The following is a 25,536-nucleotide window of genomic DNA, read 5'->3' as shown; positions in this document are numbered from 1 at the left end:
AAAGAACTCCTAACGCTTGTGGCCTGTGTCGAGCTTGCGTTCCAGATGCATGGAATAGCGCGACATACCAAAACAGAAAATCCAGAACACCAGGGCGGCGAACACATAGCCTTCAGTGGCCATGCCCAGCCATTTCGGGTCGGCGGCGGCTTGCTTGACGCTGTTGAGCAGGTCGAACAGGCCGATGATGATCACCAGGCTCGTGTCCTTGAACAGCGCGATGAAGGTGTTGACGATGCCAGGAATCACCAGCTTCAGGGCTTGCGGCAGAATCACCAGGCCCATGCTGCGCCAGTAGCCGAGGCCCATGGCTGCGGCGGCTTCGTACTGACCCTTGGGAATCGCTTGCAGGCCACCGCGCACCACTTCGGCCACGTAGGCCGACTGGAACAGGATCACGCCGATCAGCGCCCGCAGCAGTTTGTCGAAGTTCATGCCTTCAGGCAGGAACAACGGCAGCATCACCGAGGACATGAACAGCACCGTGATCAACGGCACGCCGCGCCAGAATTCGATGAAGGTCACGCAGACCACACGAATCGCCGGCATGTTGGAGCGACGCCCCAAGGCCAGGACAATCCCCAGCGGCAATGCACCGGCAATGCCGACGGTGGCGATCACCAGGGTCAGCATCAGGCCGCCCCATTGGCTGGTCGCCACCTGGGTCAGGCCGAAGACGCCGCCATGCAGCAGGCACCAGGCAATGATCGGGTACAGCACCAGGAAGCTCAGGCCATACACCGCTTTGCGCGGGAAGCGCGAGATGAACAGCGGGGCCACGCCGATGACCGCCAACCACACGGTCAGGTCCACGCGCCAGCGCAGTTCCGGCGGGTAGTAGCCGTACATGAACTGGCCGAAACGCTGCTGGATGAACACCCAGCAGGCGCCCTCCTTGGTGCAGTCGGCGCGGGTGGTGCCCACCCAGTTGGCATCGACGATCGCCCAGCTCAGGATCGGCGGTATCACCAGGTAGATCAGGTAGAACGCGAACAGGGTCAGCAGGGTGTTGAGCCAGCTGGAGAACATGTTCGCGCGCATCCACGCCATCGGGCCGAAGACCTTGGCCGGCGGCGGCATGTCGGGTTTGAAAGTATGAGTACTCATGCGCTATTCCTTACCGCTCGATCAGCGCAATGCGCTTGTTGTACCAGTTCATCAGCAGGGAAATGCTGATGCTGATCGCCAGGTACACGCTCATGGTGATGGCAATCACCTCGATCGCCTGGCCGGTCTGGTTCAGCACCGTGCCCGCGAACAGCGACACCATCTCCGGGTAACCGATACCGGCCGCCAGCGAGGAGTTCTTCGCCAGGTTCAGGTATTGGCTGGTCAGCGGCGGAATGATCACGCGCAGGGCTTGCGGGATGATCACCTTGCGCAGGGTCGGACCGTTGCGCAGGCCGAGGGAGTGCGCCGCTTCGGTCTGGCCGTGGCTGACCGACTTGATGCCTGAACGCACGATCTCGGCAATGAACGCCGCGGTGTACACCGTCAGCGCCAGGGTCAAGGCCAGCAGTTCCGGGATCAGCACCCAGCCGCCGACGAAGTTGAAGCCTTGCAGCTTCGGCATTTCCCAGTGCACAGGTGCGCCGAAAATCAGGGCACACAGGGCCGGGATCACCAGGAACAACGCCAGGCCGACCCAGAACTTGTGGAACGGCTCGCCGGTGGCTTCGAAGCGCTTGTTGGCCCAGCGGGTCATCAGCACGATGGCGACGATGGCCACGACGATGCTGATCACGAACGCCCAGAAACCATCGGCCATCAGCGCCGCCGGCATGTTCAGGCCGCGGCTGCTGACGAAGAAGGTGTCGCCGAAGTTGTGGCTGTTGCGCGGTCCCGGCATGGTCAGGAACACCGCGAAGTACCAGAACAGGATCTGCAGCAGCGGCGGGATGTTACGGAAGACTTCCACATACACCGTCGCCAGTTTGGCGATGATCCAGTTTTTCGACAGTCGGGCTACGCCGACGATGAAGCCGAGGATCGTCGCCAGGATCACGCCGATGAAGGTCACCAGCAAGGTGTTGAGCAAGCCGATGACAAACACCCGGGCATAGCTGTCCGCTTCGGTGTAGTCGATCAGGTGTTGAGCGATGCCGAACCCGGCACTGCGCTCCAGAAAGTCGAAACCGGAGGTGATGCCCCGGTGTTGCAGGTTGGTCTGTGTGTTGTCGAACAGATACCAGCCTAGCGAGACCACCCCGATAATGGTGATGATCTGGAATACCCACGCACGCACTCGTGGATCGCTGAGGCTGAGCCTCTGCTTTGGTGCGCCGATTGAATTTTGCATGAAGTGCCCCGCAAAGAATGGAACAGAACATCACCCGGTGGTTGGCCCACCGGGTGATAGAACCATCAGCGCACTGGTGGTGCGTATTGAATGCCGCCAGCGTTCCACAAGGCGTTCAGCCCGCGGTCGATTTCCAGCGGAGTGCTCTTGCCGAGGTTTTTCTCGAACACTTCGCCGTAGTTGCCGACTTGCTTGACGACCTGCACGACCCAGTCTTTCTTCACTTTCAGGTCTTTGCCGTATTCACCGTCGGTGCCCAGCAGACGAGCGACGTCCGGGTTCTTGGTGCCCTTGGCTTCAGCTTCGACGTTCTTCGAGGTGATGCCTGCTTCTTCGGCGTTGAGCATGGCGTAGCCAACCCAGCGCACGATGGCCAGCCACTCGTCGTCGCCGTTACGCACGACCGGGCCCAGAGGCTCCTTGGAAATGGTTTCCGGCAGCACCACGTAGTCCTTCGGCGCGGCCAGCTTGCTGCGCTGGGCGAACAGCTGGGACTTGTCGGAGGTCAGTACGTCGCAACGACCGGATTCCAGCGACTTGGCGCTCTCGTCGGAGGTGTCGAAAGTGATCGGGGTGTATTTCAGACCGTTGCCGCGGAAGTAGTCGGAAACGTTCAGTTCGGTGGTGGTACCGGCCTGGATGCAGATGGTCGCGCCGTCCAGCTCTTTGGCGCTCTTGACGCCCAGCTTGTTGTTGACCAGGAAGCCGATGCCGTCGTAGTAAGTGATGAAGCCAGGGAATTTCAGACCCATGCCCGCGTCACGGGAGCTGGTCATGGTGGTGTTGCGCGACAGGATGTCGATTTCGCCCGACTGCAGCGCGGTGAAGCGCTCCTTGGCGTTCAACTGGCTGAACTTGACCTTGGTCGCGTCGCCGAATACGGCTGCGGCCACGGCACGGCAGTAGTCAGCGTCGATGCCAACGATCTTGCCGGTGGAATCCGGAACCGAGAAGCCAGGCAGGCCATCGCTGACGCCGCACTGTACGAAACCTTTCTTCTGCACTGCATCCAGGGTCGCGCCCGCCTGAGCGAACCCACTGACGCCGAGTACCGCGGCTGCAGTCACGACTGCCAGGGTGGATTTCAACATCTTCATTCAAACCTCCAGTTTTGCTCTTGTTGTGTCGGAGCGTGAGTCCAGTCGCACCCTTTTGAGGCGGTGGTGACCCGTGTTGGCTTTTTTTAGGGTCAACCGACGTAGGACCGTAGCCATGAGTCTAGTAGGAGAAAATCCACATAAAGGACAACTCACTTCTCACCAATCGGCCGAACGGGCTGTAGCCCTTTCTCGTTCGCGAAGCCCGTAGCGGCCACTGGCGAACATCCATTACCGGATTTTTTTGCTATCCCACTGCCAACAATGGCCTGATAGTGTTACCGACAGATGTGGGATTTTCGTACCAACATCCCTATAGCAAAGCCCGTACCACACCGACCGCTTAAGCGGTTAAGCGACAGGTCAATAGCAAAACTTGTAACCTTGCGACATCTTCGTAACTGATCAACCAGGCGCGCACTCGCACCTCGCACTTAATCAGCGCGCACGCACATATTTGGAGCAGCCATGACCAATCCCTTGATTCTTGAACCCGTCAAGACCGCAGACGCCTGCGTGATCTGGCTGCACGGCCTGGGCGCCGATCGCTACGACTTCCTGCCGGTGGCCGAAGCGCTGCAGGAAACGTTGCTGGGCACACGCTTCGTCCTGCCCCAGGCACCGACCCGCGCCGTCACCATCAACGGCGGTTACGAGATGCCGAGCTGGTACGACATATTGGCCATGAGCCCGGCCCGCGCGATCAACCCAGAGCAACTGGAAGAGTCGGCCAACTGGATAATCGAATTGCTCGAACAACAGCGCGCCAGCGGAATAGACGCCTCGCGAATTTTCCTGGCAGGTTTTTCCCAGGGCGGCGCCGTGGTTCTACACACCGCGTTTCTGAAATGGCAGGGTCCGTTGGGTGGCGTACTTGCCCTCTCTACTTATGCACCGACCTTCAGCGATACGCTGGAACTGTCCGCCAGCCAGCAGCGCATTCCGGTGCTGTCGCTGCACGGCCAGTACGATGACGTGGTGCAGAACTCGATGGGACGCAGCGCCTACGAGCATTTGAAACAGCGTGGTGTCACCGTGACATGGCAGGAATACCCAATGGGTCATGAAGTGTTACCCGAGGAGATTCGCGACATCGGCGTGTGGCTCGCCGAGCGCCTGCGCTAAACAATGACGTTTAAAAACGCCCTTTGATCCATCCCTCTACGCCGCGCCCGATTCTTGCATTACACTGGCCGGCGTACATTCCTTAACCAATTGATGAGATGACCGTGCTCAAAGCACTCAAGAAAATGTTCGGTAAAAGCGAGACTGAGCAACTCGCGCCAGTCCCCAGCGCTCCTTCTCACGCCCCCAGCCACCGCACCGACGGTAGTCAGCCTGGCCGGACCGCCGCCGTAGCGGCACCGAAACATGAGCCTGCGAGCACGCCGGCCGACCAGCCTGCGGTGGTCACTGCCCCCGAGCAGCCACGCAGCGAAACGCCAAAACCTGCCAAACCCCGCCGCGAACCGAAGCCGAAAGCGTCGGTCATCCCGTGGAAACTCGAAGACTTCGTCGTCGAACCCCAGGAAGGCAAGACCCGTTTCCACGATTTCAAGCTCGCCCCGGAACTGATGCACGCCATCCAGGACCTGGGCTTCCCGTACTGCACGCCGATCCAGGCCCAGGTGCTGGGCTTCACCCTCGCCGGCAAAGACGCCATCGGCCGCGCGCAGACCGGTACCGGCAAGACCGCGGCGTTCCTGATCTCGATCATCACCCAGTTGCTGCAGACCCCGCCGCCGAAAGAGCGCTACATGGGCGAGCCGCGCGCGCTGATCATCGCCCCGACTCGCGAACTGGTGGTGCAGATCGCCAAGGACGCGGCCGACCTGACCAAGTACACCGGCCTGAACGTCATGACGTTCGTCGGCGGCATGGACTTCGACAAGCAGCTCAAGCACCTCGAGGCCCGTCACTGCGACATCCTCGTGGCCACGCCGGGCCGCCTGCTGGACTTCAACCAGCGCGGCGACGTGCACCTGGACATGGTCGAAGTGATGGTGCTGGACGAAGCCGACCGCATGCTCGACATGGGCTTCATCCCGCAGGTACGCCAGATCATTCGCCAGACCCCGCCGAAGTCAGAGCGCCAGACGCTGCTGTTCTCCGCGACCTTCACCGAAGACGTGATGAACCTGGCCAAGCAATGGACCACCGACCCGGCCATCGTCGAGATCGAATCGCAGAACGTGGCCAACGAAAACGTCGAGCAGCACATCTACGCGGTGGCCGGTGCCGACAAATACAAACTGCTCTACAACCTGGTCACCGACAACGGCTGGGAGCGGGTCATCGTCTTCGCCAACCGCAAGGATGAAGTGCGCCGCATCGAAGAGCGCCTGGTGCGCGACGGCGTCAACGCCGCGCAGCTGTCGGGTGATGTGCCGCAACACAAGCGCATCAAGACCCTGGAAGGTTTCCGCGAAGGCCACATTCGCGTGCTGGTCGCCACCGACGTGGCCGGTCGCGGTATCCACATCGATGGCATCAGCCACGTGATCAACTTCACCCTGCCGGAAGTCCCGGACGACTATGTGCATCGCATCGGTCGTACCGGTCGTGCCGGCGCCGACGGTGTGTCCATCAGCTTTGCCGGTGAAGACGACTCCTACCAGCTACCGGCCATCGAAGAAAAGCTGGGACGCAAGATCAGCTGTGAAACGCCACCGACCCATCTACTGCGGCCGATTGAGCGCAAACGGCCGCACTGAGTGCCGTTGCGGGAACAAGCGCAGCCGGAAACGGACTGCGCTTTTTTTTCGCCCGGAGATTGCCAGAGAAAACTAAAAGTCCATAATGGACAAATTAGTTTACACCAAGCTCCCGGAGCCGACCATGTCCAGCACCCCTTACGTGATCAATCAAACCCAGGCCCGCGAGTTGCTGGCGCAGGTCGACGTGCCGCAAATCCTGCGCAAACTGTTCCGCGACCTGGCCGTCGGGCAAGCGGTGCAGCCGGCACAGCAGCTGGTGGAATTTCCCCAGGGTGCCGGCGACTTCATCAACTACCTGGGCGTGCTGGCCGAAGATGGCGTGTACGGGGTCAAGACTTCGCCCTACATCGTCCGTGAACAGGGTCCATTGGTGACGGCGTGGACCTTACTTATGTCGATGCAGACCGGCCAGCCGCTGCTGTTGTGTGATGCCGGCGAACTGACCACCGCCCGGACTGCGGCGACCACCGCGGTGGCGGTCGACGGGCTCGCGCCGCTCAAGGCTAGCCGCCTGGCAATCATCGGCAGCGGCAAAGTGGCCCAGGCGCACCTGCATTACGTGAAATGCCTGCGCGACTGGCAGAGCATCAGCCTGTACTCGCCGAGCCTGAGTGAAGACCCTGAAACGGTGAGCCTGCTGAAAAGCATCGATCCGCGCCTGAGCATTGCGCAAAGTAGTGAGGCCGCCATCAGCGACGCGGATGTCATCATGCTCTGCACCTCGTCCGCAGGTCCGGTGATCGATCCGTCGAGCCTGGGCAAACCGGCGCTGATCACCTCCATCAGCACCAACGCACCGCGCGCCCACGAGGTGCCGCCGCAGAGCCTCAATGACATGCGGGTATTCTGCGACTACCGTTTGACTACCCCGGGTTCGGCCGGCGAGATGCTGATTGCCGCTGAACAGCATGGCTGGGACAAAAATGCGATTGTCGGCGACCTGGCCGACCTGCTCAGCGAGAAGGTGCAGCGCCCCGACTACGACCGCCATGTGTTCTTCCGCTCCATCGGCCTGGGGCTGGAAGATATTGCGCTGGCCAATGCCATCTACCGCCTGCAACCCTAACACCACAAATCCCTGTAGGAGCGAGGCTTGCCCGCGAAGAACGATAACGCGGTGAACCTGACAGACTGCGGTGCCCCGTTCGCGGGCAAGCCTCGCTCCTACAAGGGATCTCAACAATTTCGGCATTTGCGCTTGATCAGGAGACCTTCATGAGCCAGGCAGACTTCATCATCATCGGCGGCGGGATTGCCGGCGCTTCCACCGGTTTCTGGCTGTCGCAGCACAGTCGCGTGATCGTGCTCGAACGCGAGTCCCACCCGGCCTATCACTCCACCGGTCGCTCCGCGGCGCTGTACACCGCCGCCTATGGCACGCCGCAAGTTCGGGCGCTGACCCAGGCCAGCCGCGACTTCTTCGACAACCCGCCCAGCGGCTTCTGCGAACACCCGCTGCTGACCCCGCGTGGCGAAATGACCGTGGACTTCACCGGCGATCCGGCCGAACTGAACAACCAGTACCTGAGCGCCAAAGCCACGGTGCCTGAAATGCAATTGCTCAGCGCCGAAGAGGCCTGCGTGCGCCTGCCGATACTGCGCCGGGAAAAAGTCCACGGCGCGATCTACGACCCGACCGCCAGCGACATCGACACCGATGCCCTGCACCAGGGCTACCTGCGCGGTATCCGGCGCAATCAAGGTGAAGTTCATACCGACAGCGAAGTCCTGAGCCTGACTCGGGATGCCGCAGGCCTGTGGCAGGTACAAACCCAGGGCCAGACCTTCAGCGCACCGGTGATCATCAATGCCGCCGGCGCCTGGGCCGACAAGATCGGCGAAATGGCCGGTGCCCGGCCACTGGGCCTGCAACCCAAGCGTCGCGCCGCGTTCATCTTCGCCGGCCCCGAGGGCGTGGACATCCACCATTGGCCGATGCTGGTCAGCCTCGACGAATCCTTCTACATGAAACCCGACGCAGGGATGTTCCTCGGCTCGCCGGCCAACGCCGACCCGGTCGAACCCCACGACGTGCAACCCGAAGAACTGGACATTGCCATGGGCATCTACCAGATCGAGGAAGCCACCACGTTGACCATCCGCCGCCCGACCCGAACCTGGGCCGGCCTGCGCAGCTTCGTCAGCGATGGCGACTTGCTGTCCGGTTTCGATTCGCAGGTGCCAGGGTTGTTCTGGGTGGCGGCACAAGGCGGCTACGGCATCCAGACCTCGCCGGCCATGGGCCAGGCCAGCGCCGCACTGGTTCGCGGTGAGCCCCTGCCCGAACCCCTCACCCGATTCGGCCTGAATGCCGGGATGCTGTCCCCTGCCCGCCTGGGCTGACTGTTGTCCTCAGGTGACGCGCCGACTCGATTGCGGCACACTTTCAGCGTCCTGTTTTACGGGGCGCTGAAGCTGCCCGGAGCCCCACTGTATGAACGCACCTGAACAAGACCCGGCCCTGAACGAGACGTCCCTGGACAACTTCCGGGCCATCGCCGATGCCATCGCCACTCTGTTTTTCCCCCACGCCGAGGTGGTGCTGCACGATTTGCGCACGCAAAAGGTCGACTACATCGCCAACAACCTGTCGAAACGGGAAATCGGTGACGATTCGGCATTGGAGGACATGCTCAGCGACGATGTCAGCGAGCGCAACATCGGGCCCTACGAAAAGCTCAATTGGGATGGTCAGAAGATTCGCAGCCTCAGCACCGTGCTGCGCGACCGCGAGGGACACCCGCTGGCGGTGCTGTGCATCAACCTGAATATTTCGCTGTTCGAGAATGCCAAGGCCGCGCTGGACCTGTTCCTGTCGCCGACCAAGCTGATTCCTCAGCCCGACTCACTGTTTCGCGATGACTGGCAGGAGCGGATCAACACCTTCCTCCACGCCTGGCTGCGCGAACGCCAGCTGAGCCTGAACCTGCTGACCCGCGACCACAAACGCGAACTGGTACTGGCCCTGCACGCCGAAGGCGCCTTCAAGGGCAAGAGCGCATCGAATTATGTCGCCAATGTACTGAACATGGGCCGGGCGACGGTGTACAAGCATTTGAAGGAACTCAAAGGCTGATACATGGCTGGGAACCCTATGCACCTGTAGGAGCCCGGCTTGCCGGCGAAGGCGTCCGTGAGACCGCCTTCGCCGGCAAGCCGGGCTCCTACAGGTGCGTGTGTGCGGATGTGCGTTTAGCGGTTATTCAAGCGCCGCAGCCGGCCCGAAGAACTCGTAACGGCTCTGCTTCTCAGGCACACCCAGCGCCTTGAGGTGACGCTTGACCGCCGCCATGAAGGCTTTTGGCCCCAGGAAGTAAGCATCCACGTCGCGCTCTTCGGGCAACCAGGCGGCCAATTGTTCCTGGCTCAACAGCCCGACCTTGTGCGCCGCCGGGCTGACGCCGTCATCTTCGGCATAGCAGTAGAAACGCTTGAGTTGCGGGTGACGCTCGGCCAGCCCGTCGATCCAGTCGCGGAAGGCGTGGACGCTGCCGTTGCGCGCGCAGTGGATAAAGTGCACCGGCCGCTCCGTTTCCAGCGCCGCTTCCAGCATGGCCAGGGTCGGGGTGATGCCGACGCCGCCGCTGATCAGCACCAGCGGTTTGTCGCTGGCGCTCAGGGTGAACTCGCCCGATGGCGGGAACAGCTGGATGCTCGCCCCTACATGCAGTTGATCGTGCAAGTGATTGGAGGCTCGCCCGCCGTCTTCGCGCTTGACGCTGATGCGGTACTGGCCCTTGTTCGCCAACGCCGACAGCGAATAGTTGCGACGAATTTCTTCGCCATCGAGGATCAGTTTCATGCCAATGTACTGGCCAGGCTCGGCAGCCAGGATCGCGCCCTTGTCAGCCGGCTCGAAATAGAAAGAGGTGATTTCCGCGCTTTCCTCGACCTTGGCCACCACGATGAACTCCCGCGCCCCGCGCCAGCCGCCCGGTGCCTGCTCTTTCTGGTCGTAGATGCTGGTTTCGGCACCGATCAGGATGTCCGCCAGCTGGCCGTAAGCCGCCCCCCATGCCGCAATCACTTCAGGGGTGGCGATTTCTTCGCCCAGCACTTCGGCAATGGCACGCAGCAGACAGCTGCCGACAATCGGGTAGTGTTCCGGCAGGATCTGCAGGGCCACGTGCTTGTTGATGATCTTGGCCACCAGGTCGCCCAACTGATCGAGCTGGTCGATGTGGCGGGCGTACATCAATACACCGTTCGCCAGGGCGCGCGGCTGGTCACCGGAAGCCTGGTGGGCCTGATTGAACAGCGGACGCACTTCTGGATACTCGGAAAGCATCATGCGATAGAAGTGAGTGATCAGCGCTTCGCCGCCGCTTTCCAGCAATGGCACAGTGGACTTGACGATGGCACGGTCTTGAACGCTCAGCATAAGGTGACTCCTGGGCAACGGGGTTTTCGTAACAGTTGCCTTAGACTTATCAGTTTCCATGCCAACTATTAAATCGTTATAAATCATATAGTTAACAACATACTAGTCATTACGACACACAGCAGGTTATAGTCTTATCGACTACACGGAGTCACTATGACTGCAAAATCCCTGCTTACCGCATTGTTGCCACTGGTTGCGGACCTGTCCCGCGAACTCCCGGAGGGCGAACGCTATCGGCGCTTGCTGGAAGCCATGCGCGCCCTGCTCCCCTGCGATGCCGCCGCCCTGCTGCGCCTGGATGGCGAATGGCTGGTGCCGCTGGCTGTCGACGGCTTGAGCACCGACACCCTCGGCCGGCGCTTCAAGGTCAGCGAACACCCGCGCTTCCAGGCCCTGCTCAGCAGTACCGGCCCCACAAGGTTTGCCGCTGACAGCAATATGCCCGACCCGTATGACGGCCTGGTCGATGGCCTCGACGATCATCTGGAAGTCCACGATTGCATGGGTTGCCCACTGTTCATCGATGAGCGGCCGTGGGGCCTGCTGACACTCGACGCCCTCAACCCGGAACAGTTCGAACCGATCGAACTGGACGCCCTGGAGGCCTTCGCCAGCCTCGCGGCGGCTACCGTCAACGCGGCCGAACGCATCGAGCGGTTGAACAACAGGGTCGAAGACGAACACCAGCGCGCCGAGGTGTACCGTCAGGCCAGCGGCCAGCAGAACCGCGAAATGATTGGTCAAAGCAAAGCGCACAAACGCCTGGTGGAAGAAATCAACCTGGTGGGCGGCAGCGATCTGACGGTGCTGATCACCGGGGAAACCGGGGTGGGCAAGGAGTTGGTGGCCCAGGCCATCCATGCCGCCTCGCCTCGCGCCGACAAACCGATCATCAGCCTCAACTGCGCCGCCTTGCCGGACACGCTGGTGGAGAGCGAGCTGTTCGGGCATGTTCGCGGGGCCTTCACTGGCGCGATGAATGACCGGCGCGGCAAGTTCGAACTGGCCAATGGCGGTACGCTGTTTCTGGATGAGGTGGGCGAACTGTCGCTGACGGTGCAGGCCAAATTGCTGCGCGTGCTGCAAAGCGGTCAGCTGCAGCGACTGGGTTCGGACAAGGAGCATCAGGTCGACGTGCGGCTGATCGCAGCCACCAATCGCGACCTCGCCGAGGAAGTGCGCAGTGGCCGCTACCGCGCCGACTTCTATCACCGGCTGAGTGTTTACCCCTTGCTGGTGCCGGCGCTGCGTGACCGCGGGCGAGATGTGTTGCTGCTCAGCGGTTACTTCCTCGAACAGAACCGCTCGCGCATGGGCCTCAACAGCCTGCGCCTGAGCACCGATGCCCAGGCTGCGTTGCTGGCCTACGGTTGGCCCGGCAACGTGCGCGAACTGGAACACCTGATCGGCCGCAGTGCGTTGAAGGCGTTGGGCAACTGCAAGGAACGGCCGAAGATTCTCAGCTTGAGTGCCGCCGACCTCGACCTGCCCAATGGCAGTGTCGAAGTCAGCGCCGAGCGACCCGCCGAAGCGGCCGTGGAAACGGTGACCGGCGATTTACGCGAAGCCACCGAGCGTTATCAGCGCCAATTGATCGGCGCCTGCCTGGAACGCCACCACCACAACTGGGCGAGCGCTGCCCGCGAGCTGGGCCTGGACCGGGCCAATCTCGGGCGGATGGCCAAGCGTCTGGGGATGAAATAGACACCGGGCGCTGATCGCTGTGAATCCTAACGCTTGCCCATCGAACGACGTGTCCCCGGAGGCGCCATTCCCGGGGTCTTGGTGTGGCCATTCTTGGCGCCGTTCTTGTACCACGGCTGGCTGGCGTCCTTGGTGGCCTGCAGTTCACCCGGCTTGAACGGGAACTTGAACGCCGGGATCGCGGTTTTGGTCTCGCTGTCAGCGCTGGAGTCGACGCTGTCTGGCAGCTCTGCCTGCTCGTCGCTCAAGGCGTCGGCTACCGGCGGTTGTTTCGGGGAAGTCATGAAAAGCTCCGGGTGATGCACACTGTGTCGGGCCCGGTCAGCGAGCCGCGAAAGACGCCAGTATAACGGAACGGCAGCCATAAGCTTCAAGCTGCAAGCGTCAAGTTAAAAGCGCTTCGGGTAGCTTTTAGCTTGCGGCCGGCTGCTTGAAGCTTGTAGCTTTCCCCACATTCTCCGCCGCCCGACGAGCCCTGTACCCATGAAAAAGACCGTCCTCGCCTTCAGCCGCGTCACGCCAGAAATGGTTGAGCGCTTGCAACAAGACTTCGACGTCATCGTGCCGAACCCGAAAAAGGGTGACATCAACGCCCAGTTCAACGAAGCCCTGCCCCATGCCCACGGTTTGATCGGGGTCGGCCGCAAGCTCGGTCGCGCACAACTGGAAAACGCCGCCAGCCTGGAAGTCGTGTCCAGCGTCTCGGTGGGCTATGACAACTATGACCTGGCCTATTTCAACGAGCGCGGGATCATGCTCACCAACACCCCGGACGTGCTCACCGAGAGCACCGCCGACCTGGCCTTCGCCTTGTTGATGAGCAGTGCACGCCGCGTCGCCGAACTCGACGCCTGGACCAAGGCAGGTCAATGGCAAGCCACCGTCGGCGCCCCGCTGTTCGGCTGCGATGTTCACGGCAAGACCCTGGGCATCGTCGGCATGGGCAACATCGGCGCGGCCATCGCGCGCCGTGGTCGGCTGGGCTTCAACATGCCGATCATCTACAGCGGCAACAGCCGCAAGGCTGCGCTGGAACAGGAACTCGGCGCGCAGATGCGCAGCCTGGACGAGCTGCTGGCTGAAGCCGACTTCGTCTGCCTGGTGGTCCCGCTCAGCGAGAAGACCAGGCACCTTATCAGCCATCGCGAACTGGCCTTGATGAAGCCGAGCGCTATCCTGGTGAACATCGCTCGTGGTCCGGTGGTGGACGAGCCAGCACTGATCGAGGCGCTGCAAAACAACCGCATCCGCGGTGCCGGGCTGGATGTGTATGAAAAGGAACCGCTGGCCGAGTCGCCGCTGTTTCAATTGAAAAACGCCGTGACCCTGCCGCATATCGGTTCGGCCACCCATGAAACCCGCGAGGCCATGGCCAACCGTGCCCTGGCGAACCTGCGCAGTGCCTTGCTGGGTGAGCGCCCACAAGACCTGGTCAACCCGCAGGTCTGGAAAGGCTGATTGAACAATGGCACGTCTGGCTGGACGTGCCATTTTCCCTGGCATCAAGCGACTTGCTATTTAAACAGCACAAACGACATAACTTGCAATGCAGTCTCCGACTGAACTTCCCTGAACAGCTATAAACTTCGAGTCATTAAAAAAGCACCAAAGGTGCACTCGGAGAACACCCCTCATGAACAAACTAACCACCGCCTCTGTAATAAGGCGGAGCAAAGTAATTATTGTATTTACCGCAGCATTATTCGGGCTGACGACTCTCACCAACAATCTCACCGATTATGCGGCTTACGCCGACTTCATTGGGCGCGTCCTCAGCATGAATGATACCGAGGGCAACGATTCCCGGCGCTACAGGGCGATCACCTCGAACATATTTCATCATCGCTTTTACTGGGCAATCATTTCGCTCGAGATCATTTACACGTTCAGTTGCCTGGTGGGGACCTATCAGCTCTGCCGAAAAATCGATGCACCACGCAATGAGTTTCACGAATCGAAAAAATTCGCGATCGCCGGTCTCGTGACAGGTATTTTTGTTTATCAGGCCTTATACATCATCATACTCAATGAATGGTTTGACATGGATTACTCTGCTCATCGCAACACCTATGACTGGGCCGAAAACAACATTGCATACATGTTTCTCGGCCTGATTTATCTCACCGCAGTCAAAGACAGCTGAACAACCTGTTGCTCAAGCCAGCTTCCCCGCCACGGGCCTGGCGCTCGTCCCGGGCTTGCGAAACACCAACACGTTACCCAGCATGACCATCACCAGTCCCACGAGCGCCGGGGGAGTCCATTGGTAGCCCTCGGCAAACGCCGAGACATTTAGCGCCACCACCGGAAACAAAACGGTGCAATAGGCCGCGCGCTCAGGGCCCATGCGCCCGACCAGGGTCAGGTAGGCCGTGAAACCAATGACCGAACCGGGAATCACCAGGTACAACAGCGAGCCGATGTAGCGAGCGTTCCATTCCATGTCGAACGGGATACCCTTTACCAGGCACCACACCGACAACATCGCCGCACCATAGGCCATGCCCCAGGCATTGGTCGTCAGCGGCTTGAGCCCGGCCTTTTGTTGCAGGCTCGACAACATGTTCCCCGCCGAGAAACACAGGGTGCCGCATAGGGCCAGGCCAAGGCCGAGCAAGGTTTGCGGGCTGGTGGTGTGACCTGCCAGCTCGGGCCAGAACAGCAGACCCAGGCCGAGCAAGCCCAGCGCGCCGCCCATCAGCACATTGCGGGCGATTTTCTGGGCGAAGAACACCCGTGCATTCAGCGCATTCCACAGCGTGGCCGTGGAAAACACCACGGCCACCAGGCCGCTGGGGATCCACTGACTGGCAGTCAGGAAGCACATGAAGTTGACGCAGAACAGGCACAACCCCTGCGCCAGGCAGATCAGATGCCCACGGCGGTTCATCACTTGCAGGCAGCGGCTGAGCAGCAAGATCACGAACAGCACCAGCGCCGCCAAACCAAAGCGGTAGACAATGGACACGGGAATCGCGACCCCCCCCAGCTGCCATTTCAGGGCAATCCAGGTGGTGCCCCAGATCAGCACGGTCAGCAGGTACAACGAAAGGTTCATGGCAAAGGCTCCTCGATAGGCGCCCAGTGTCCTGCGCCGCGTTGCGCGGCACTTGCATAATCTTGCGCTTTTGTTCGGCGACGGGCTGGCAGCGGGATATCTACGGAGTAGGATGCAAGGCGTTGGAGAGAAACGATCATGCCCGCACTGGAATCCCTGCAAGTCTTTCAAGCCCTCAACCGCTCGCCCAATGCTCGCCTTGAGCACAGCGCCGAGCTCGGTGACGGAATGGCAGCAGCCTTGTGGAACAACCATCACGATGCCCAGGACTACGAAGCGCCGAGCCACCACACGCTGTCCTGCTACATCGCTGGCGGCACCGGGACCTTCCGGCGTGACCAGCCCGGCACCAAGGGCGGCCCGGACAAACTGTGCATCCTGCCGGCCGACCATCAATCAGGCTGGGTGATCAATGGCGACATTCGCCTGGCCCACCTGTATTTCAGCCCCGAACAGTTCGCCCTTGGCTGCGTCACCCTGCTTGACCGCGAACCACGGCAACTGCAGTTGCGCGAGCAGACCTTTCTTGACGACCCGCAGCAGGCGTTGCGCTTTCGGCACTTGATCAGCCTCAACTGGGACGAACCCGGAGAGCGCCTGCTCACCAGCAGCCTGGCCCACGAAATGCTCGCCCACGCCCTGCTCAGCCAGGTCAGCATGCGTCCCGGCTTGCGCCTCAAGGGTGGTCTGGCCGCGCATCAGCGGCGGCATCTGGTGGAGTTCATCGACAGTCAATTGGCCGAAGCCATCAGCCTGGGGCAACTGGCGGCATTGTGCGCGCTGTCGGAATATCACTTCGCGCGGATGTTTCGTGAGAGCTTCGGTTTGCCGCCGCATCAGTATGTGCTCGCGCGGCGCCTGAACCGGGCGCAGGAGTTGCTGCGCTCGACGTCGCAACCGTTGGGCGAGATTGCATTGGCGTGTGGGTTTGCCAGTGCCAGTCACTTTACCAACCGGTTTCGACAGGCACTGGGTGGAACCCCAGGAGAATATCGGCAGGCGTTTTTACGATAAAAAGGGAAGCCTTCGATTATTTTCAATACAAAAAACGATATTGTTTATTTCGAAACACAATCAAACACAACTAAACCCTAGTACTTTTGACAGTAGCCACTCAACACCAGGACAAGTAATACTCCTGCCTCACCAAGGAGTTTATATTATGTCCATAACAACCTGTAACACTGAAGCAATCACTCTGAACAGCGAACCCGACGACACTAAAACCGAAGGTTCCGTAACGATCAACCTTGAAAGCTACGGTAAAGACTTCTACTTCCCGAACGTCTCTATCATACAGGAGACATCACTGTTTGAAATTTTCGCCTCCAACGACGACAAGTCCTACGGCTTAACACTTAAACTTCACAAAAAATATTTTGATGAGAGCGAGGACTTTCTCCGCGTTATTTTCCAAATGCATTTTTGGGCAAGACAAATCGATGACACTCACTATGTTTATGCTCTCGCCCACGACAAAGCTGGCCGGATCCGCATCAAGTTAAATGATGACCGAAGCATTAAAGAAATTGATTTTAACCTTAACCTGAAATTCGGAGTCGACGGACCGCTGGATTGGGCAACGGGGCAAATCAAACTCAATAGTAAATAACGCTCGCCCCGCCGACCTCACCGTCCTTGCCAGCAGCACTACAAGGACGGTGTGATTCAGGAACAAAAAACCGCTAACCCCCACTGCACAACCACCGTCAAAACTCCAAGGTGCTCGACAATGTCACCTGCCGCGAGTCCCCCATCGACACAAAGAACCGGCTCGCCGCCGAGGTGTAGTACGTGCGGTCAAACAGGTTCTTCACGTTGAGCTGAAACTTGACCCGCTGCCCGTCGAGTTGGGTGTCGTAGGTGGCGAACGCATCGGCGACGGTGTAGCTCGGCAGGTCGAAGTCATTCACGGCATTGCCCGCGCGCTCCCCGACATAGCGGGCGCCTGCGCCAACCCGCAACTGGTCGCCACCGATGACGCTGCCGAAGTCGTACACCGCCGACAGCGAGCCGCTGTTCTTCGCCACGTTCTGCAGCTGTTTGCCTTTATAGACCGGGTCTTCGGTGACTTCGGCATCGGTGTAGGCGTAGCTGCCGATCATGCTCCAACGGTCGCTGAGCTGGCCGCTCAAGTCCACTTCCAGGCCACGTGAACGCACTTCGCCTGCCGCACTGTAAAGGGTCACCGGGCCTTCGGCGTTAGCCACCAGGACGTTGCGTTTCTTGATGTCGAACAGCGCAATGTTGCCCGTTACGCGGCCCGGCATTTCCAGCCTGGCCCCCACTTCCCACGACTTGGCTTCTTCCGGCGCAATGCTGCCATCGAGCACCGTGCTGCTGCCGCTCAATGGCGCAATGGTCGAGTTGGGCTTGAACGATTCGGTGTAGCTGCCATAGAACGACACTTCATTGGTGTAGCGGTAGACCAGACCGGCGCGCGGCACCCACTTCTGCCCGTTGCTGTCGGTGTTGGCCTTGAACGGCACGCCCTTGCCGGCGTACTGGTCGTATTCCTGGAAACGTCCGCCCGCCACCAGGATCCATTGGTCGGTGAGATGGATCGAGTCCTGCAAGAACACCGAGTCGCTGCGCAGGATATCGGTCTGTGCACTGTCGGCCGGGCTGACCGTGGTGCCCGGCACTTCGCGGCCGTACACCGGGTCGAGGTAGCTGAAGGTGGCCAGGCTTTTCTGGCGGATCAGGTCGGCACGGTAGATCTTGCGGTATTCGTCATCGATCCCGAACACCAGGTCATGTTGCATGCCGCCGACATCGACCCTGCCTTCGAGGCTGGCGGTGGTGAAGCGGTCCGTGCTGATGGCGTTCTGCGTGCCGTCCATGCTGCGCGTCAGCGTGCCTTTGCTGGTGTCGATGGCGGTCACGCGCACCTGGCTGGCGTCATAGGTCTCGCGATTCCAGCTGTAGCCGAAATGGGCTTTCCAGTTGTCGTTGAGGTCGTGGTCGGCCTGGAAGTGATACAGGTCGGAGCGCCCTTCCATGTTGTTGAACGGTTCGTCGAGCCGGCGATCACGGGGGATGTCCAGCGGATGATTATCACGCGGATCGATCACCGTGCCACGGTCGAACGGGGTCAGGAACTCCCGGTGTTCGTAGGCGAACGTCAACTGGGTGCTTTCACCGAACCAGGCCAGCGATGGCGCCACCAGCGTCTCGCGGTGCACACCGTAGTTGCGCCAGTAATCTTCGTCTTCGTGGTCCAGCACCATGCGGTAGGCGAACCCGGAGTCGCCCAGGGCGCCCGTGCTGTCAAAGGTGCCGCCGCTGCCGTTCTTGCCCTCGCCATAGGTCGAGCCACGCAGGGTCAGGGCGTTATAGGGATCAAGCTCCGGCTGCTTGCTGACCATGTTGACCACGCCGCCGGGATCCTGAATGCCATAGAGCAACGAAGCCGGGCCCTTGAGCACTTCGACCCGGTCCACCGTCGCGTTCATGCCCCGCCCCTGCACCACCGGCATGCCATCGCGCATGATCGAGCCGTTGCGGTTATCGCCGAAACCGCGGGTCATCACCGAATCCTGGGTGCTGCCTAGCGTGTTGCCCTGGGTGATGCCGCTGACGTTCGCCAGCGCGTCATCCAGGTTGCGCGGGGCCTGGTCGCGAATGACCTGGGCCGGGACGACGTTGACCGTCTGGGGAATTTCCTGAAGCGGCGTCGAAGAGCGCATTACCGAGCTGGTGGGCGGCGGCTGGTAGCTTGTGGACTGATCCATCACCGAGGTGATGGTGGTGGCGCCCAGATTCAGCGCTCCCTCGGTCGGCAATGGTTCCAGGACCATGGTGTGGCCGTCGATGCGCCGCGAGGTCAAGCCGGAACCGCTGAGCAAACGCTGCAGGGCCTCTTCGGCACTCCACTGACCGTTGAGCGCCGGGGCAGTGAGGCCGTAAGGCGCTTCATCGGTGTAGACCACGCTGATACCGGTGACGTGACTGAAGTCGCTCAAGGCCTGGGGCAGTGGTTTGGCGACCATCGAAAAGCTGAACAGCGTACTTTGCGAGGTGCCGGCCTGCGCGGCCATCGCCCCGTTCAGCGGCAGCAACGCCAACGCCGCGAAGCTCAACGCAGACACACCCAACCATTGTTTGACCGAACCCGATATTGCCCTGGACTTCATGACTCATGACCTGTGTAGAACCGCAACGGATGCGAATGACTCGCAGTTTCAGTCACTACACGGATGGCGTTTGGTTTTACCTCAGCAGAAAGTTGAAAATATTTTTTTGGGGGTAATGAGGTGCTTGGCCTGACGCCTTCGCTGCGATGCGGCGACCCGACGAGCCAGCTCCTACAGGACCGCGTTCAATTTGTAGGAGCTGGCTTGCCAGCGAAGGGGCCGGTCGCCTCAGCGCAAAATAATCAGATGCCCCAGAACCTGGTGTTGCTCAAACCCCAACACCCCCTGCAATGAACTCAACACCGCCTGCGGGTCCTTGCTCGGAAAGCTGCCGCTGACCTTGCGCTTGGCCAGCTCATCATTGAGCACCACGATCCTTCCCGGGTAATACCGCCGCAGATCTTCAACCACATCGGCCAGCGTCGCCTTGTAGTAAGTGAGCCATCCCTGGCGCCACGCCAGCTGCGCTTCGCTGTCCACCGCGTGGAGTTTTTCCGCCGAGCCTTCACCGTACGCCACTTGCTGGCCGGCCGTCAGGATCTGCTGCTGCGCGTGCTTGTCGGCCGTCACGCCAACCCGACCCGACAGTACCGTCACCTGCGCCCCACGGGGCTGCAGTCGCACTTCGAACTGCGTGCCGAGCACCCGCGCCTGGCCCCTCTCGGCGTCGACCACAAACGGCTCGCCGGTATGGGTCACACTGAAAAATCCGGCACCGCGGCGCACCTGCACGTGCCGCTCACCCGCACTGAAATCCACGGCAATCGCACTGTCGGCATCCAGGGTGACCTGCGATTGATCGGCCAGGGTGACGGTGCGGATTTCCCCCGGCGCCGAGACATAATCGGCGCCCAGGTCGTCTATCCAACGCAACGGCTGCCAACCGCTGCCGAGGCTGATCGTCAGCAGCAGGCAAGCCGCCATGGCCAGCGCACCCGACCAACGCCGAACGCTGCTGCGCCGTGAGCGATTCATGGCGTTGAGGTAACCCTGCAAGGCCAGCGCGTCCTCATCGGCGAGCGTGCGCGCCGGCCCTTCGCTCAACTCCCACAGCACTTGCGCACGGGCATACGCTTCGGCATGAGCGGGGTCGGCCTGCAACCACTGACTGAAAGTGGCCTGATCACCGCTGCTGGGCTGGTCATGCAACAGACTCAACCAGGCCAGCGCTTGCTGTTCCTGAGCGGGTGTCGGCATGACGCGTTCGATGCTATTCACTGTGCTTTCCCTGGCGTGCGCGGGTCAGGTTCCCGAAGGCTGGCCTTGCAGGCCTCGAGCGCGCGCATCATATGTTTTTCCACGGCACTCTGGGACAGGCCCATGGCCTTGGCGATCTCGGCGTACTTGCGGCCATGGATGCGGTTGAGCAAAAAGATCTGCCGCGTGCGCGCAGGTAACGCGCGTAATGCCGTTTCGACGTGGCGCAGATCGTTGCCAGCTTCCAACGCCGCTTGCGGCTCGCTGCCCACTCTGTCTGCCGGTTCAGCCATCAAACCTTCGTTGGCCCGCACCCGCGAGCCTTCACTGCGCAAGTGGTCGATGGCGATGTTGCCGGCGCAGCGTAATAGATAGGTGCTGAGTTCTTCAACTTGCACCAGCGGTCGTCGCCAGAAACGCACGAACAAGTCTTGCACCAGGTCCGCTGCCGTTGCCCGGCAACCGACGCGACGGCTCACCAGCGCTTCCATTTGCGAACGCTGGGAGAGAAACACCTGAAGAAAATGCGCGCGGTCGCCGCGTGGCTCGATCTCGGGAGATTCGGGGGAAGTCATCGATTCAATACTGCGCCATGAAGGCAATCGGGTGAGGCCGCATGAACATCATGCGGCCAGCAAGACGCAATACTAATGATAAATATTCTCATGTGCAAAGCTGTCGGGTGAAATCAGCAGGGCGAGCTGATTGCCGGAGGTTGTCTTAAACCATTACAATGCGAACAATTCTTGTTCTCTAACGCATCCAGATGCGTCCCGAGTGATCCCGTTGCCGCCAGCCCATCTCGTCGAAACCCTCTACAACGCCCACCACAACTGGCTCAACGGTTGGTTACGGCGCAAGCTCGGCTGCCCTGACAGCGCTGCGGACCTGGCCCAGGATACGTTCATGCGCGTGCTGACTGCGCGGGAAACCACACAGATCATCGAGCCGCGTGCATTCCTCACTACCCTCGCCAAACGCGTGCTGTTCAACCATTACCGCCGTCAGGATCTGGAACGCGCCTACCTGCAAGCGCTGGCGCAAATGCCGGAACGGGTCGCGCCGTCCGAGGAAGAAAAAGCCATCATCCTGCAGACCCTGGTAGAGCTGGACCAGTTGCTCGACGGCCTGCCGCGCCTGGTCAAACGTGCGTTTCTCCTGGCCCAGGTCGATGGCCTGACTTATCCACAGATCGCCGCCGAACTGGGCATTTCCATTGCCACGGTCAAGCGGCACCTGAACAAAGCGGCCATGCGCTGCTACTTCGCCCTATGAACACTCCAGCGGACTTTTCCACCCAGGTCGCCGAGCAGGCCGTGCACTGGCTGATGGAAATGCAGCAAGGGCCGTTGAACCCGCGCCAGCAACAGGCCTGGCAGCGATGGCATGACGCGCACAGTGAACATCAACGGGCGTGGGCGCATATCCAGCGGGTCAACCAGCGGCTGCGGGGTTTATCGTCGCCGCTGGCGCACGCCGCACTGAACGCGCCGACATCCACCAGCCGACGCCAGGCGCTGAAGCTGCTGCTGATTCTCGGCGCGGGCTCGGCGCTCACCTGGGGCCTGCGTGAACACAACGTGTTGCCCCCCTTGCTGGCCGACTACCGCAGCCCTGTGGGCCAGCGGCACACCGTGCCATTGGGCAGTGGCGATCAGTTGCAGCTCAATACTGCCAGCTCGGTGGACGTGCGCCTTGAAGGCTCGCAACGGCTGATCCGCTTGCTCGAAGGCGAGATGCTGCTCACCGCCCACCAGCCATTCCAGGTGCGGACCGCCCACGGCCTGTTGACTACCCAAGGGGCTCGCCTGAACGTGCGGCAGTTTGCCGACCACACCCTAGTGGCGGTGTTCGAAGGTCGCGTCGAGTTGACCGCCGATGGCGGCTCTCCGCTGATGCTGCCCAGCGCCCGGCAACTGGGCTTCGGCGCAAAAGGCGTAGGAACGGCCCTGCCCCTGGATGCCAACAGCGGTGCCTGGACCGACGGCATGCTGGTGGCGGCGCACATGCGACTCGGTGATTTTCTCGAGGAGCTCGGCCGCTATCGACGTGGACAACTGCATTGCGACGCGAAGGTCGCCGACCTGCTGATCTCCGGGACTTATCCCCTGGATGACAGCGAACGAATCCTGCAATTGCTGGAGATCAGCTTGCCGGTGAAGGTTCGGCGCTTTACGCGGTACTGGGTGTCCGTCGAAGCACGGGCCTAGCTGGAGATCGTTCCCACGCGCAGCAAAGGAATGCCTCTACGGACGCTCCGCGTTCGGCTTTGAAGGAACGCGGAGCGTCCCGGGCTGCATTCCCACGCAGAGCGTGGGAACGATAATAAATGAGCCGTTTTTCAGATCTGGCGTGACAGAGAAGGAAAGCCACCTTGATTCCCCTTCTCAGGATCGTCCTTCATGCAACCCACCCGCCTCACTCCGCTGGCCCGCACCCTGCGTCAACTGCTGCTCGGCGCCAGCCTGGGTTTCGCTGCCCTGCCTCCGGTGTACGCCGCTGACACCAGGGCTTACCACATCGCGCCGTCTTCACTGGAAAACGCCCTCAACCAATTTGGCCGAGAAGCTGGCGTGCTCATCACCTTTGGCTCGCACGTCACCAGCGGTGTACAAAGCCGTGGCCTTGAAGGCAACTACAACCCGGAACAAGGTCTGAACGCGCTACTCGAAGGCACCGGCCTGCAAGCCCGCACCGAAGGTGACAACGCCTTCAGCCTGCAACCGGTGGGCGGCGCGGCGCTGGAACTGGACAGTTCCACGGTCGTCGGCGACTGGCTCGGCGATGCTTCGCAAATCAATGTCTTCGAACACCCCGGTGCCCGTGATGTGATCCGTCGCGAGGAATTCGAACGCCAGGGCGCCACCCAGGCCCGGGACGTGCTCAACCGCATCCCGGGCGTCAACGCGCCGGACAATAACGGCACCGGCAGCCACGATATGGCGCTGAATTTCGGTATTCGCGGTCTCAACCCGCGCCTGGCCTCGCGCTCGACGGTGCTGATGGACGGCATCCCCGTGCCGTTCGCGCCCTACGGTCAGCCGCAGCTGTCGTTTGCCCCGGTGAGCATCGGCAACATGGACGCGGTGGACGTGGTGCGTGGCGGTGGCGCGGTGCGTTACGGTCCGCAAAACGTCGGCGGCGTGGTCAACTTCGTGACCCGGGCGATTCCCGATGAGCCGACGGTCAAAGGGGGGTTCCAGACCGAGACCAGCCCGTCCTCCAGCCACGACGGCTTCAAGACCACGGGCAACGTGCTGGCCGGTGGCACCGCAGACAATGGCCTGGGTGGCGCACTGCTGTATTCCGGCACCCGCGGTGGCGACTGGCGCGAACACAGCGATACCGAAATCGACGACCTTATTCTCAAGGGCAAATACCAGCTCGACGACGCCAACAGCTTCAACGCCATGGCGCAGTACTACGAAGGCCAGGCCGACATGCCTGGCGGCCTGAACGTCGCCGCCTACGATGCCGATCCGTACCAGTCGACCCGCCCGAAAGACCAGTTCTGGGGCCGCCGCACGATGTTCAACTTCGGCTATCGCTACCAGCAGGATCGTCGCGAGTTCACCGCCAACACCTTCTTCACCAAGACCTTGCGCAGTGGCTATCTGGACCAGGGCACCTTCCTGTCGCTGTCGCCACGCGAGTACTGGGTGCGCGGCCTGGAAACCCGTTTTGCCCAAGGCTTTGACCTCGGCGCCACCAGCCACGAAGTCGGCATCGGCTATCGCTACATCAACGAGGCAGGCCACGAACTGCGCTACCGCACACCGATCGCCAGCAACGAATACCCGACCACCAGCAGCCGCAACGACCGCGACACGCGCGGTGGCACCGAAGCCAACGCATTCTTCCTCGATGACCGGATCGACATCGGCAAATGGACCATCACACCCGGCATCCGCTACGAAATGATCGACTCGCAGCAGACCAACAACCTGACGAATGAAAAGTACCAAGGCGACTACAACACAGCGTTGCCGGCGTTGAACGTGCTCTATCACCTGACCGACACCTGGAACCTGTACGCCAACACCGAAGGTTCGTTCGGTAGCGTGCAGTACAGCCAGATGCCTAATCGGGTGACCAGCGGCGAAGTCAAACCGGAGAAGGCACGAACCTGGGAATTGGGCACCCGTTACGACAATGGTGCACTGCGGGCGGAAATCGGCGCGTTCCTGATCAACTTCGATAACCAGTACGAAAGCAACCAGACCAACGATTCGGTGATCGCCCGAGGCGAAACTCGCCACCAAGGCATCGAGACCAGCGTGAACTACGCCCTCGATGACTTGAGCCCGGCACTGGCAGGTTTCGATGTATACGCCACCTATGCCTATGTTGACGCGACCATCCGCGAAGACGGTCCGAACAAGGGCAATCGTGTACCGTTTTCCTCGAAACACAAAGGCACCCTGGGCGTTGGTTACACCGAGGGGCCGTGGAAGTTGAACCTGGACAGCAGCTATCAGAGCGACCAGTTCGCCGACAACGCCAACACCTCGGCCGAAAGCGCCGATGGCAGCACCGGCAAGATTCCCGGCTACATGCTGTTCAGCAGCCGCGCGGCCTATGACTTCGGGCCGCAGTTATCGGACCTGACGGTGGCGGTGGGCGTGAAGAATATCCTCAACCATCAGTACTTCACCCGTTCGTTCGACGACAACAACAAGGGCAAGTACGTGGGGGAACCGCGGACGGTTTATCTGCAGACGTCGGTGGCGTTCTAGCTGAAGCAAGGGATGGCGAGAAGCTCTTGTGGCGAGGGGATTTATCCCCGTTGGGCTGCGAAGCGGCCCCAAAGCCATTCGCTGAGTTGTGCCAGGAAAAACTCGATTGCAGGCTTTGGGACTGCTTTGCAGCCCAGCGGGGATAAATCCCCTCGCCACAGAGATCTAGGTAATCACCAGAAACAAAACGGGCCTGCATTGCAGGCCC

The 25,536-nt window shown here is 61.0% G+C and carries 22 protein-coding genes; 13 read left to right on the top strand and 9 right to left on the bottom strand.

Annotation, left to right across the window (positions count from 1 at the left end):
- Positions 1 to 9 precede the first annotated feature (9 nt).
- The 3 genes from HFK74_RS24745 to HFK74_RS24735 form a co-directional block, all read right to left on the bottom strand.
- Positions 10 to 1,107 carry an amino acid ABC transporter permease gene (locus HFK74_RS24745; RefSeq protein WP_180205774.1) on the bottom strand — a complete coding sequence of 366 codons (1,098 nt, stop codon included), beginning with the start codon at positions 1,105 to 1,107 and terminating at the stop codon, positions 10 to 12.
- Positions 1,108 to 1,117: 10 nt separating this feature from the next.
- Positions 1,118 to 2,299 (bottom strand): amino acid ABC transporter permease, encoded by a 1,182-nt coding sequence (locus HFK74_RS24740; RefSeq protein ID WP_180205773.1) that lies wholly within the window; start codon positions 2,297 to 2,299, stop codon positions 1,118 to 1,120.
- A gap of 65 nt (positions 2,300 to 2,364) precedes the next feature.
- Positions 2,365 to 3,396 (bottom strand): amino acid ABC transporter substrate-binding protein, encoded by a 1,032-nt coding sequence (locus HFK74_RS24735; protein ID WP_180205772.1) that lies wholly within the window; start codon positions 3,394 to 3,396, stop codon positions 2,365 to 2,367.
- A 468-nt stretch (positions 3,397 to 3,864) separates the two neighbouring features.
- Between HFK74_RS24735 and HFK74_RS24730 the strand changes: the two genes are divergently transcribed.
- The 5 genes from HFK74_RS24730 to HFK74_RS24710 all read left to right on the top strand — a co-directional run bounded on the left by HFK74_RS24730 (position 3,865) and on the right by HFK74_RS24710 (position 9,189).
- Entirely contained in the window at positions 3,865 to 4,521 is a 657-nt protein-coding gene (locus HFK74_RS24730; protein ID WP_180205771.1) for an alpha/beta hydrolase, read from the top strand.
- Positions 4,522 to 4,619: 98 nt separating this feature from the next.
- Positions 4,620 to 6,110, top strand: a complete 1,491-nt coding sequence (gene rhlB, locus HFK74_RS24725) for an ATP-dependent RNA helicase RhlB (protein ID WP_180205770.1) — start codon at positions 4,620 to 4,622, stop codon at positions 6,108 to 6,110.
- A 124-nt stretch (positions 6,111 to 6,234) separates the two neighbouring features.
- Complete coding sequence (locus tag HFK74_RS24720; protein ID WP_180205769.1) at positions 6,235 to 7,179, top strand: ornithine cyclodeaminase family protein; 945 nt, start codon at positions 6,235 to 6,237, stop codon at positions 7,177 to 7,179.
- A 149-nt stretch (positions 7,180 to 7,328) separates the two neighbouring features.
- The gene (locus HFK74_RS24715) at positions 7,329 to 8,456 is read left to right on the top strand and encodes an FAD-binding oxidoreductase (protein WP_180205768.1); all 1,128 of its coding nucleotides are present in this window, start codon (positions 7,329 to 7,331) and stop codon (positions 8,454 to 8,456) included.
- 91 nt (positions 8,457 to 8,547) lie between these two features.
- Positions 8,548 to 9,189, top strand: a complete 642-nt coding sequence (locus HFK74_RS24710) for a transcriptional regulator (RefSeq protein ID WP_180205767.1) — start codon at positions 8,548 to 8,550, stop codon at positions 9,187 to 9,189.
- A gap of 123 nt (positions 9,190 to 9,312) precedes the next feature.
- Here HFK74_RS24710 and hmpA read toward each other — a convergent pair whose 3' ends face one another.
- On the bottom strand, positions 9,313 to 10,494 hold the full coding sequence (hmpA, locus tag HFK74_RS24705; RefSeq protein ID WP_180205766.1) for an NO-inducible flavohemoprotein: 1,182 nt from the start codon (positions 10,492 to 10,494) through the stop codon (positions 9,313 to 9,315).
- A 156-nt stretch (positions 10,495 to 10,650) separates the two neighbouring features.
- On the opposite strand from hmpA, the gene norR reads away from it, so the two are divergent.
- The gene (norR, locus tag HFK74_RS24700) at positions 10,651 to 12,201 is read left to right on the top strand and encodes a nitric oxide reductase transcriptional regulator NorR (protein WP_180205765.1); all 1,551 of its coding nucleotides are present in this window, start codon (positions 10,651 to 10,653) and stop codon (positions 12,199 to 12,201) included.
- Between the two features lie 26 nt (positions 12,202 to 12,227).
- Here norR and HFK74_RS24695 read toward each other — a convergent pair whose 3' ends face one another.
- A complete protein-coding gene (locus HFK74_RS24695; protein WP_020796706.1) occupies positions 12,228 to 12,485 on the bottom strand; it encodes a hypothetical protein in 258 nt (85 codons plus the stop codon).
- A 199-nt stretch (positions 12,486 to 12,684) separates the two neighbouring features.
- Between HFK74_RS24695 and HFK74_RS24690 the strand changes: the two genes are divergently transcribed.
- Both HFK74_RS24690 and HFK74_RS24685 read left to right on the top strand, forming a co-directional pair.
- A complete protein-coding gene (locus HFK74_RS24690) occupies positions 12,685 to 13,659 on the top strand; it encodes a D-glycerate dehydrogenase (protein WP_180205764.1) in 975 nt (324 codons plus the stop codon).
- Positions 13,660 to 13,834: 175 nt separating this feature from the next.
- Positions 13,835 to 14,344 (top strand): DUF2165 domain-containing protein, encoded by a 510-nt coding sequence (locus HFK74_RS24685; protein ID WP_180205763.1) that lies wholly within the window; start codon positions 13,835 to 13,837, stop codon positions 14,342 to 14,344.
- A 12-nt stretch (positions 14,345 to 14,356) separates the two neighbouring features.
- Here HFK74_RS24685 and HFK74_RS24680 read toward each other — a convergent pair whose 3' ends face one another.
- Positions 14,357 to 15,259 carry a DMT family transporter gene (locus tag HFK74_RS24680; protein WP_180205762.1) on the bottom strand — a complete coding sequence of 301 codons (903 nt, stop codon included), beginning with the start codon at positions 15,257 to 15,259 and terminating at the stop codon, positions 14,357 to 14,359.
- 138 nt (positions 15,260 to 15,397) lie between these two features.
- On the opposite strand from HFK74_RS24680, the gene HFK74_RS24675 reads away from it, so the two are divergent.
- Together HFK74_RS24675 and HFK74_RS24670 are read left to right on the top strand one after the other, a co-directional pair.
- Positions 15,398 to 16,273: a helix-turn-helix domain-containing protein gene (locus tag HFK74_RS24675; RefSeq protein WP_180205761.1), complete on the top strand. Its 876-nt coding sequence runs from the start codon at positions 15,398 to 15,400 to the stop codon at positions 16,271 to 16,273.
- Between the two features lie 148 nt (positions 16,274 to 16,421).
- Positions 16,422 to 16,871 (top strand): hypothetical protein, encoded by a 450-nt coding sequence (locus HFK74_RS24670; protein ID WP_180205760.1) that lies wholly within the window; start codon positions 16,422 to 16,424, stop codon positions 16,869 to 16,871.
- Positions 16,872 to 16,968: 97 nt separating this feature from the next.
- On the opposite strand, the gene HFK74_RS24665 is transcribed toward HFK74_RS24670, so the two are convergent.
- The 3 genes from HFK74_RS24665 to HFK74_RS24655 all read right to left on the bottom strand — a co-directional run bounded on the left by HFK74_RS24665 (position 16,969) and on the right by HFK74_RS24655 (position 21,167).
- Complete coding sequence (locus tag HFK74_RS24665; RefSeq protein ID WP_180205759.1) at positions 16,969 to 19,395, bottom strand: TonB-dependent receptor; 2,427 nt, start codon at positions 19,393 to 19,395, stop codon at positions 16,969 to 16,971.
- Between the two features lie 228 nt (positions 19,396 to 19,623).
- On the bottom strand, positions 19,624 to 20,613 hold the full coding sequence (locus HFK74_RS24660) for a FecR family protein (protein ID WP_180205758.1): 990 nt from the start codon (positions 20,611 to 20,613) through the stop codon (positions 19,624 to 19,626).
- A complete protein-coding gene (locus tag HFK74_RS24655) occupies positions 20,610 to 21,167 on the bottom strand; it encodes an RNA polymerase sigma factor (protein ID WP_180205757.1) in 558 nt (185 codons plus the stop codon). The genes HFK74_RS24660 and HFK74_RS24655 overlap by 4 nt, the downstream gene beginning before the upstream one ends.
- A 211-nt stretch (positions 21,168 to 21,378) precedes the next feature.
- On the opposite strand from HFK74_RS24655, the gene HFK74_RS24650 reads away from it, so the two are divergent.
- The 3 genes from HFK74_RS24650 to fecA all read left to right on the top strand — a co-directional run bounded on the left by HFK74_RS24650 (position 21,379) and on the right by fecA (position 25,328).
- Complete coding sequence (locus HFK74_RS24650) at positions 21,379 to 21,867, top strand: sigma-70 family RNA polymerase sigma factor (RefSeq protein WP_180205756.1); 489 nt, start codon at positions 21,379 to 21,381, stop codon at positions 21,865 to 21,867.
- On the top strand, positions 21,864 to 22,802 hold the full coding sequence (locus tag HFK74_RS24645) for a FecR domain-containing protein (RefSeq protein WP_180205755.1): 939 nt from the start codon (positions 21,864 to 21,866) through the stop codon (positions 22,800 to 22,802). The genes HFK74_RS24650 and HFK74_RS24645 overlap by 4 nt, the downstream gene beginning before the upstream one ends.
- 192 nt (positions 22,803 to 22,994) lie before the next feature.
- Entirely contained in the window at positions 22,995 to 25,328 is a 2,334-nt protein-coding gene (gene fecA, locus HFK74_RS24640) for a TonB-dependent Fe(3+) dicitrate receptor FecA (RefSeq protein ID WP_180205754.1), read from the top strand.
- The last annotated feature ends 208 nt before the right edge of the window (positions 25,329 to 25,536 follow it).

Source organism: Pseudomonas sp. SbOxS1 (assembly GCF_013416725.1).
In the GTDB taxonomy this organism is placed as follows: Bacteria; Pseudomonadota; Gammaproteobacteria; order Pseudomonadales; family Pseudomonadaceae; genus Aquipseudomonas.
Note: the sequence above shows the minus strand (reverse complement) of the source record. Positions and strands in the feature narration are given on the sequence as shown.

What these genes read in the sequence shown, in the direction of transcription:
- HFK74_RS24745 (WP_180205774.1), bottom strand. Translation starts at nt 1,107, where the DNA reads ATGAGTACTCATACTTTCAAACCCGACATGCCGCCGCCGGCCAAGGTC.
- HFK74_RS24740 (WP_180205773.1), bottom strand. Translation starts at nt 2,299, where the DNA reads ATGCAAAATTCAATCGGCGCACCAAAGCAGAGGCTCAGCCTCAGCGAT.
- HFK74_RS24735 (WP_180205772.1), bottom strand. Translation starts at nt 3,396, where the DNA reads ATGAAGATGTTGAAATCCACCCTGGCAGTCGTGACTGCAGCCGCGGTA.
- HFK74_RS24730 (WP_180205771.1), top strand. Translation starts at nt 3,865, where the DNA reads ATGACCAATCCCTTGATTCTTGAACCCGTCAAGACCGCAGACGCCTGC.
- rhlB (WP_180205770.1), top strand. Translation starts at nt 4,620, where the DNA reads ATGACCGTGCTCAAAGCACTCAAGAAAATGTTCGGTAAAAGCGAGACT.
- HFK74_RS24720 (WP_180205769.1), top strand. Translation starts at nt 6,235, where the DNA reads ATGTCCAGCACCCCTTACGTGATCAATCAAACCCAGGCCCGCGAGTTG.
- HFK74_RS24715 (WP_180205768.1), top strand. Translation starts at nt 7,329, where the DNA reads ATGAGCCAGGCAGACTTCATCATCATCGGCGGCGGGATTGCCGGCGCT.
- HFK74_RS24710 (WP_180205767.1), top strand. Translation starts at nt 8,548, where the DNA reads ATGAACGCACCTGAACAAGACCCGGCCCTGAACGAGACGTCCCTGGAC.
- hmpA (WP_180205766.1), bottom strand. Translation starts at nt 10,494, where the DNA reads ATGCTGAGCGTTCAAGACCGTGCCATCGTCAAGTCCACTGTGCCATTG.
- norR (WP_180205765.1), top strand. Translation starts at nt 10,651, where the DNA reads ATGACTGCAAAATCCCTGCTTACCGCATTGTTGCCACTGGTTGCGGAC.
- HFK74_RS24695 (WP_020796706.1), bottom strand. Translation starts at nt 12,485, where the DNA reads ATGACTTCCCCGAAACAACCGCCGGTAGCCGACGCCTTGAGCGACGAG.
- HFK74_RS24690 (WP_180205764.1), top strand. Translation starts at nt 12,685, where the DNA reads ATGAAAAAGACCGTCCTCGCCTTCAGCCGCGTCACGCCAGAAATGGTT.
- HFK74_RS24685 (WP_180205763.1), top strand. Translation starts at nt 13,835, where the DNA reads ATGAACAAACTAACCACCGCCTCTGTAATAAGGCGGAGCAAAGTAATT.
- HFK74_RS24680 (WP_180205762.1), bottom strand. Translation starts at nt 15,259, where the DNA reads ATGAACCTTTCGTTGTACCTGCTGACCGTGCTGATCTGGGGCACCACC.
- HFK74_RS24675 (WP_180205761.1), top strand. Translation starts at nt 15,398, where the DNA reads ATGCCCGCACTGGAATCCCTGCAAGTCTTTCAAGCCCTCAACCGCTCG.
- HFK74_RS24670 (WP_180205760.1), top strand. Translation starts at nt 16,422, where the DNA reads ATGTCCATAACAACCTGTAACACTGAAGCAATCACTCTGAACAGCGAA.
- HFK74_RS24665 (WP_180205759.1), bottom strand. Translation starts at nt 19,395, where the DNA reads ATGAAGTCCAGGGCAATATCGGGTTCGGTCAAACAATGGTTGGGTGTG.
- HFK74_RS24655 (WP_180205757.1), bottom strand. Translation starts at nt 21,167, where the DNA reads ATGACTTCCCCCGAATCTCCCGAGATCGAGCCACGCGGCGACCGCGCG.
- HFK74_RS24645 (WP_180205755.1), top strand. Translation starts at nt 21,864, where the DNA reads ATGAACACTCCAGCGGACTTTTCCACCCAGGTCGCCGAGCAGGCCGTG.
- fecA (WP_180205754.1), top strand. Translation starts at nt 22,995, where the DNA reads ATGCAACCCACCCGCCTCACTCCGCTGGCCCGCACCCTGCGTCAACTG.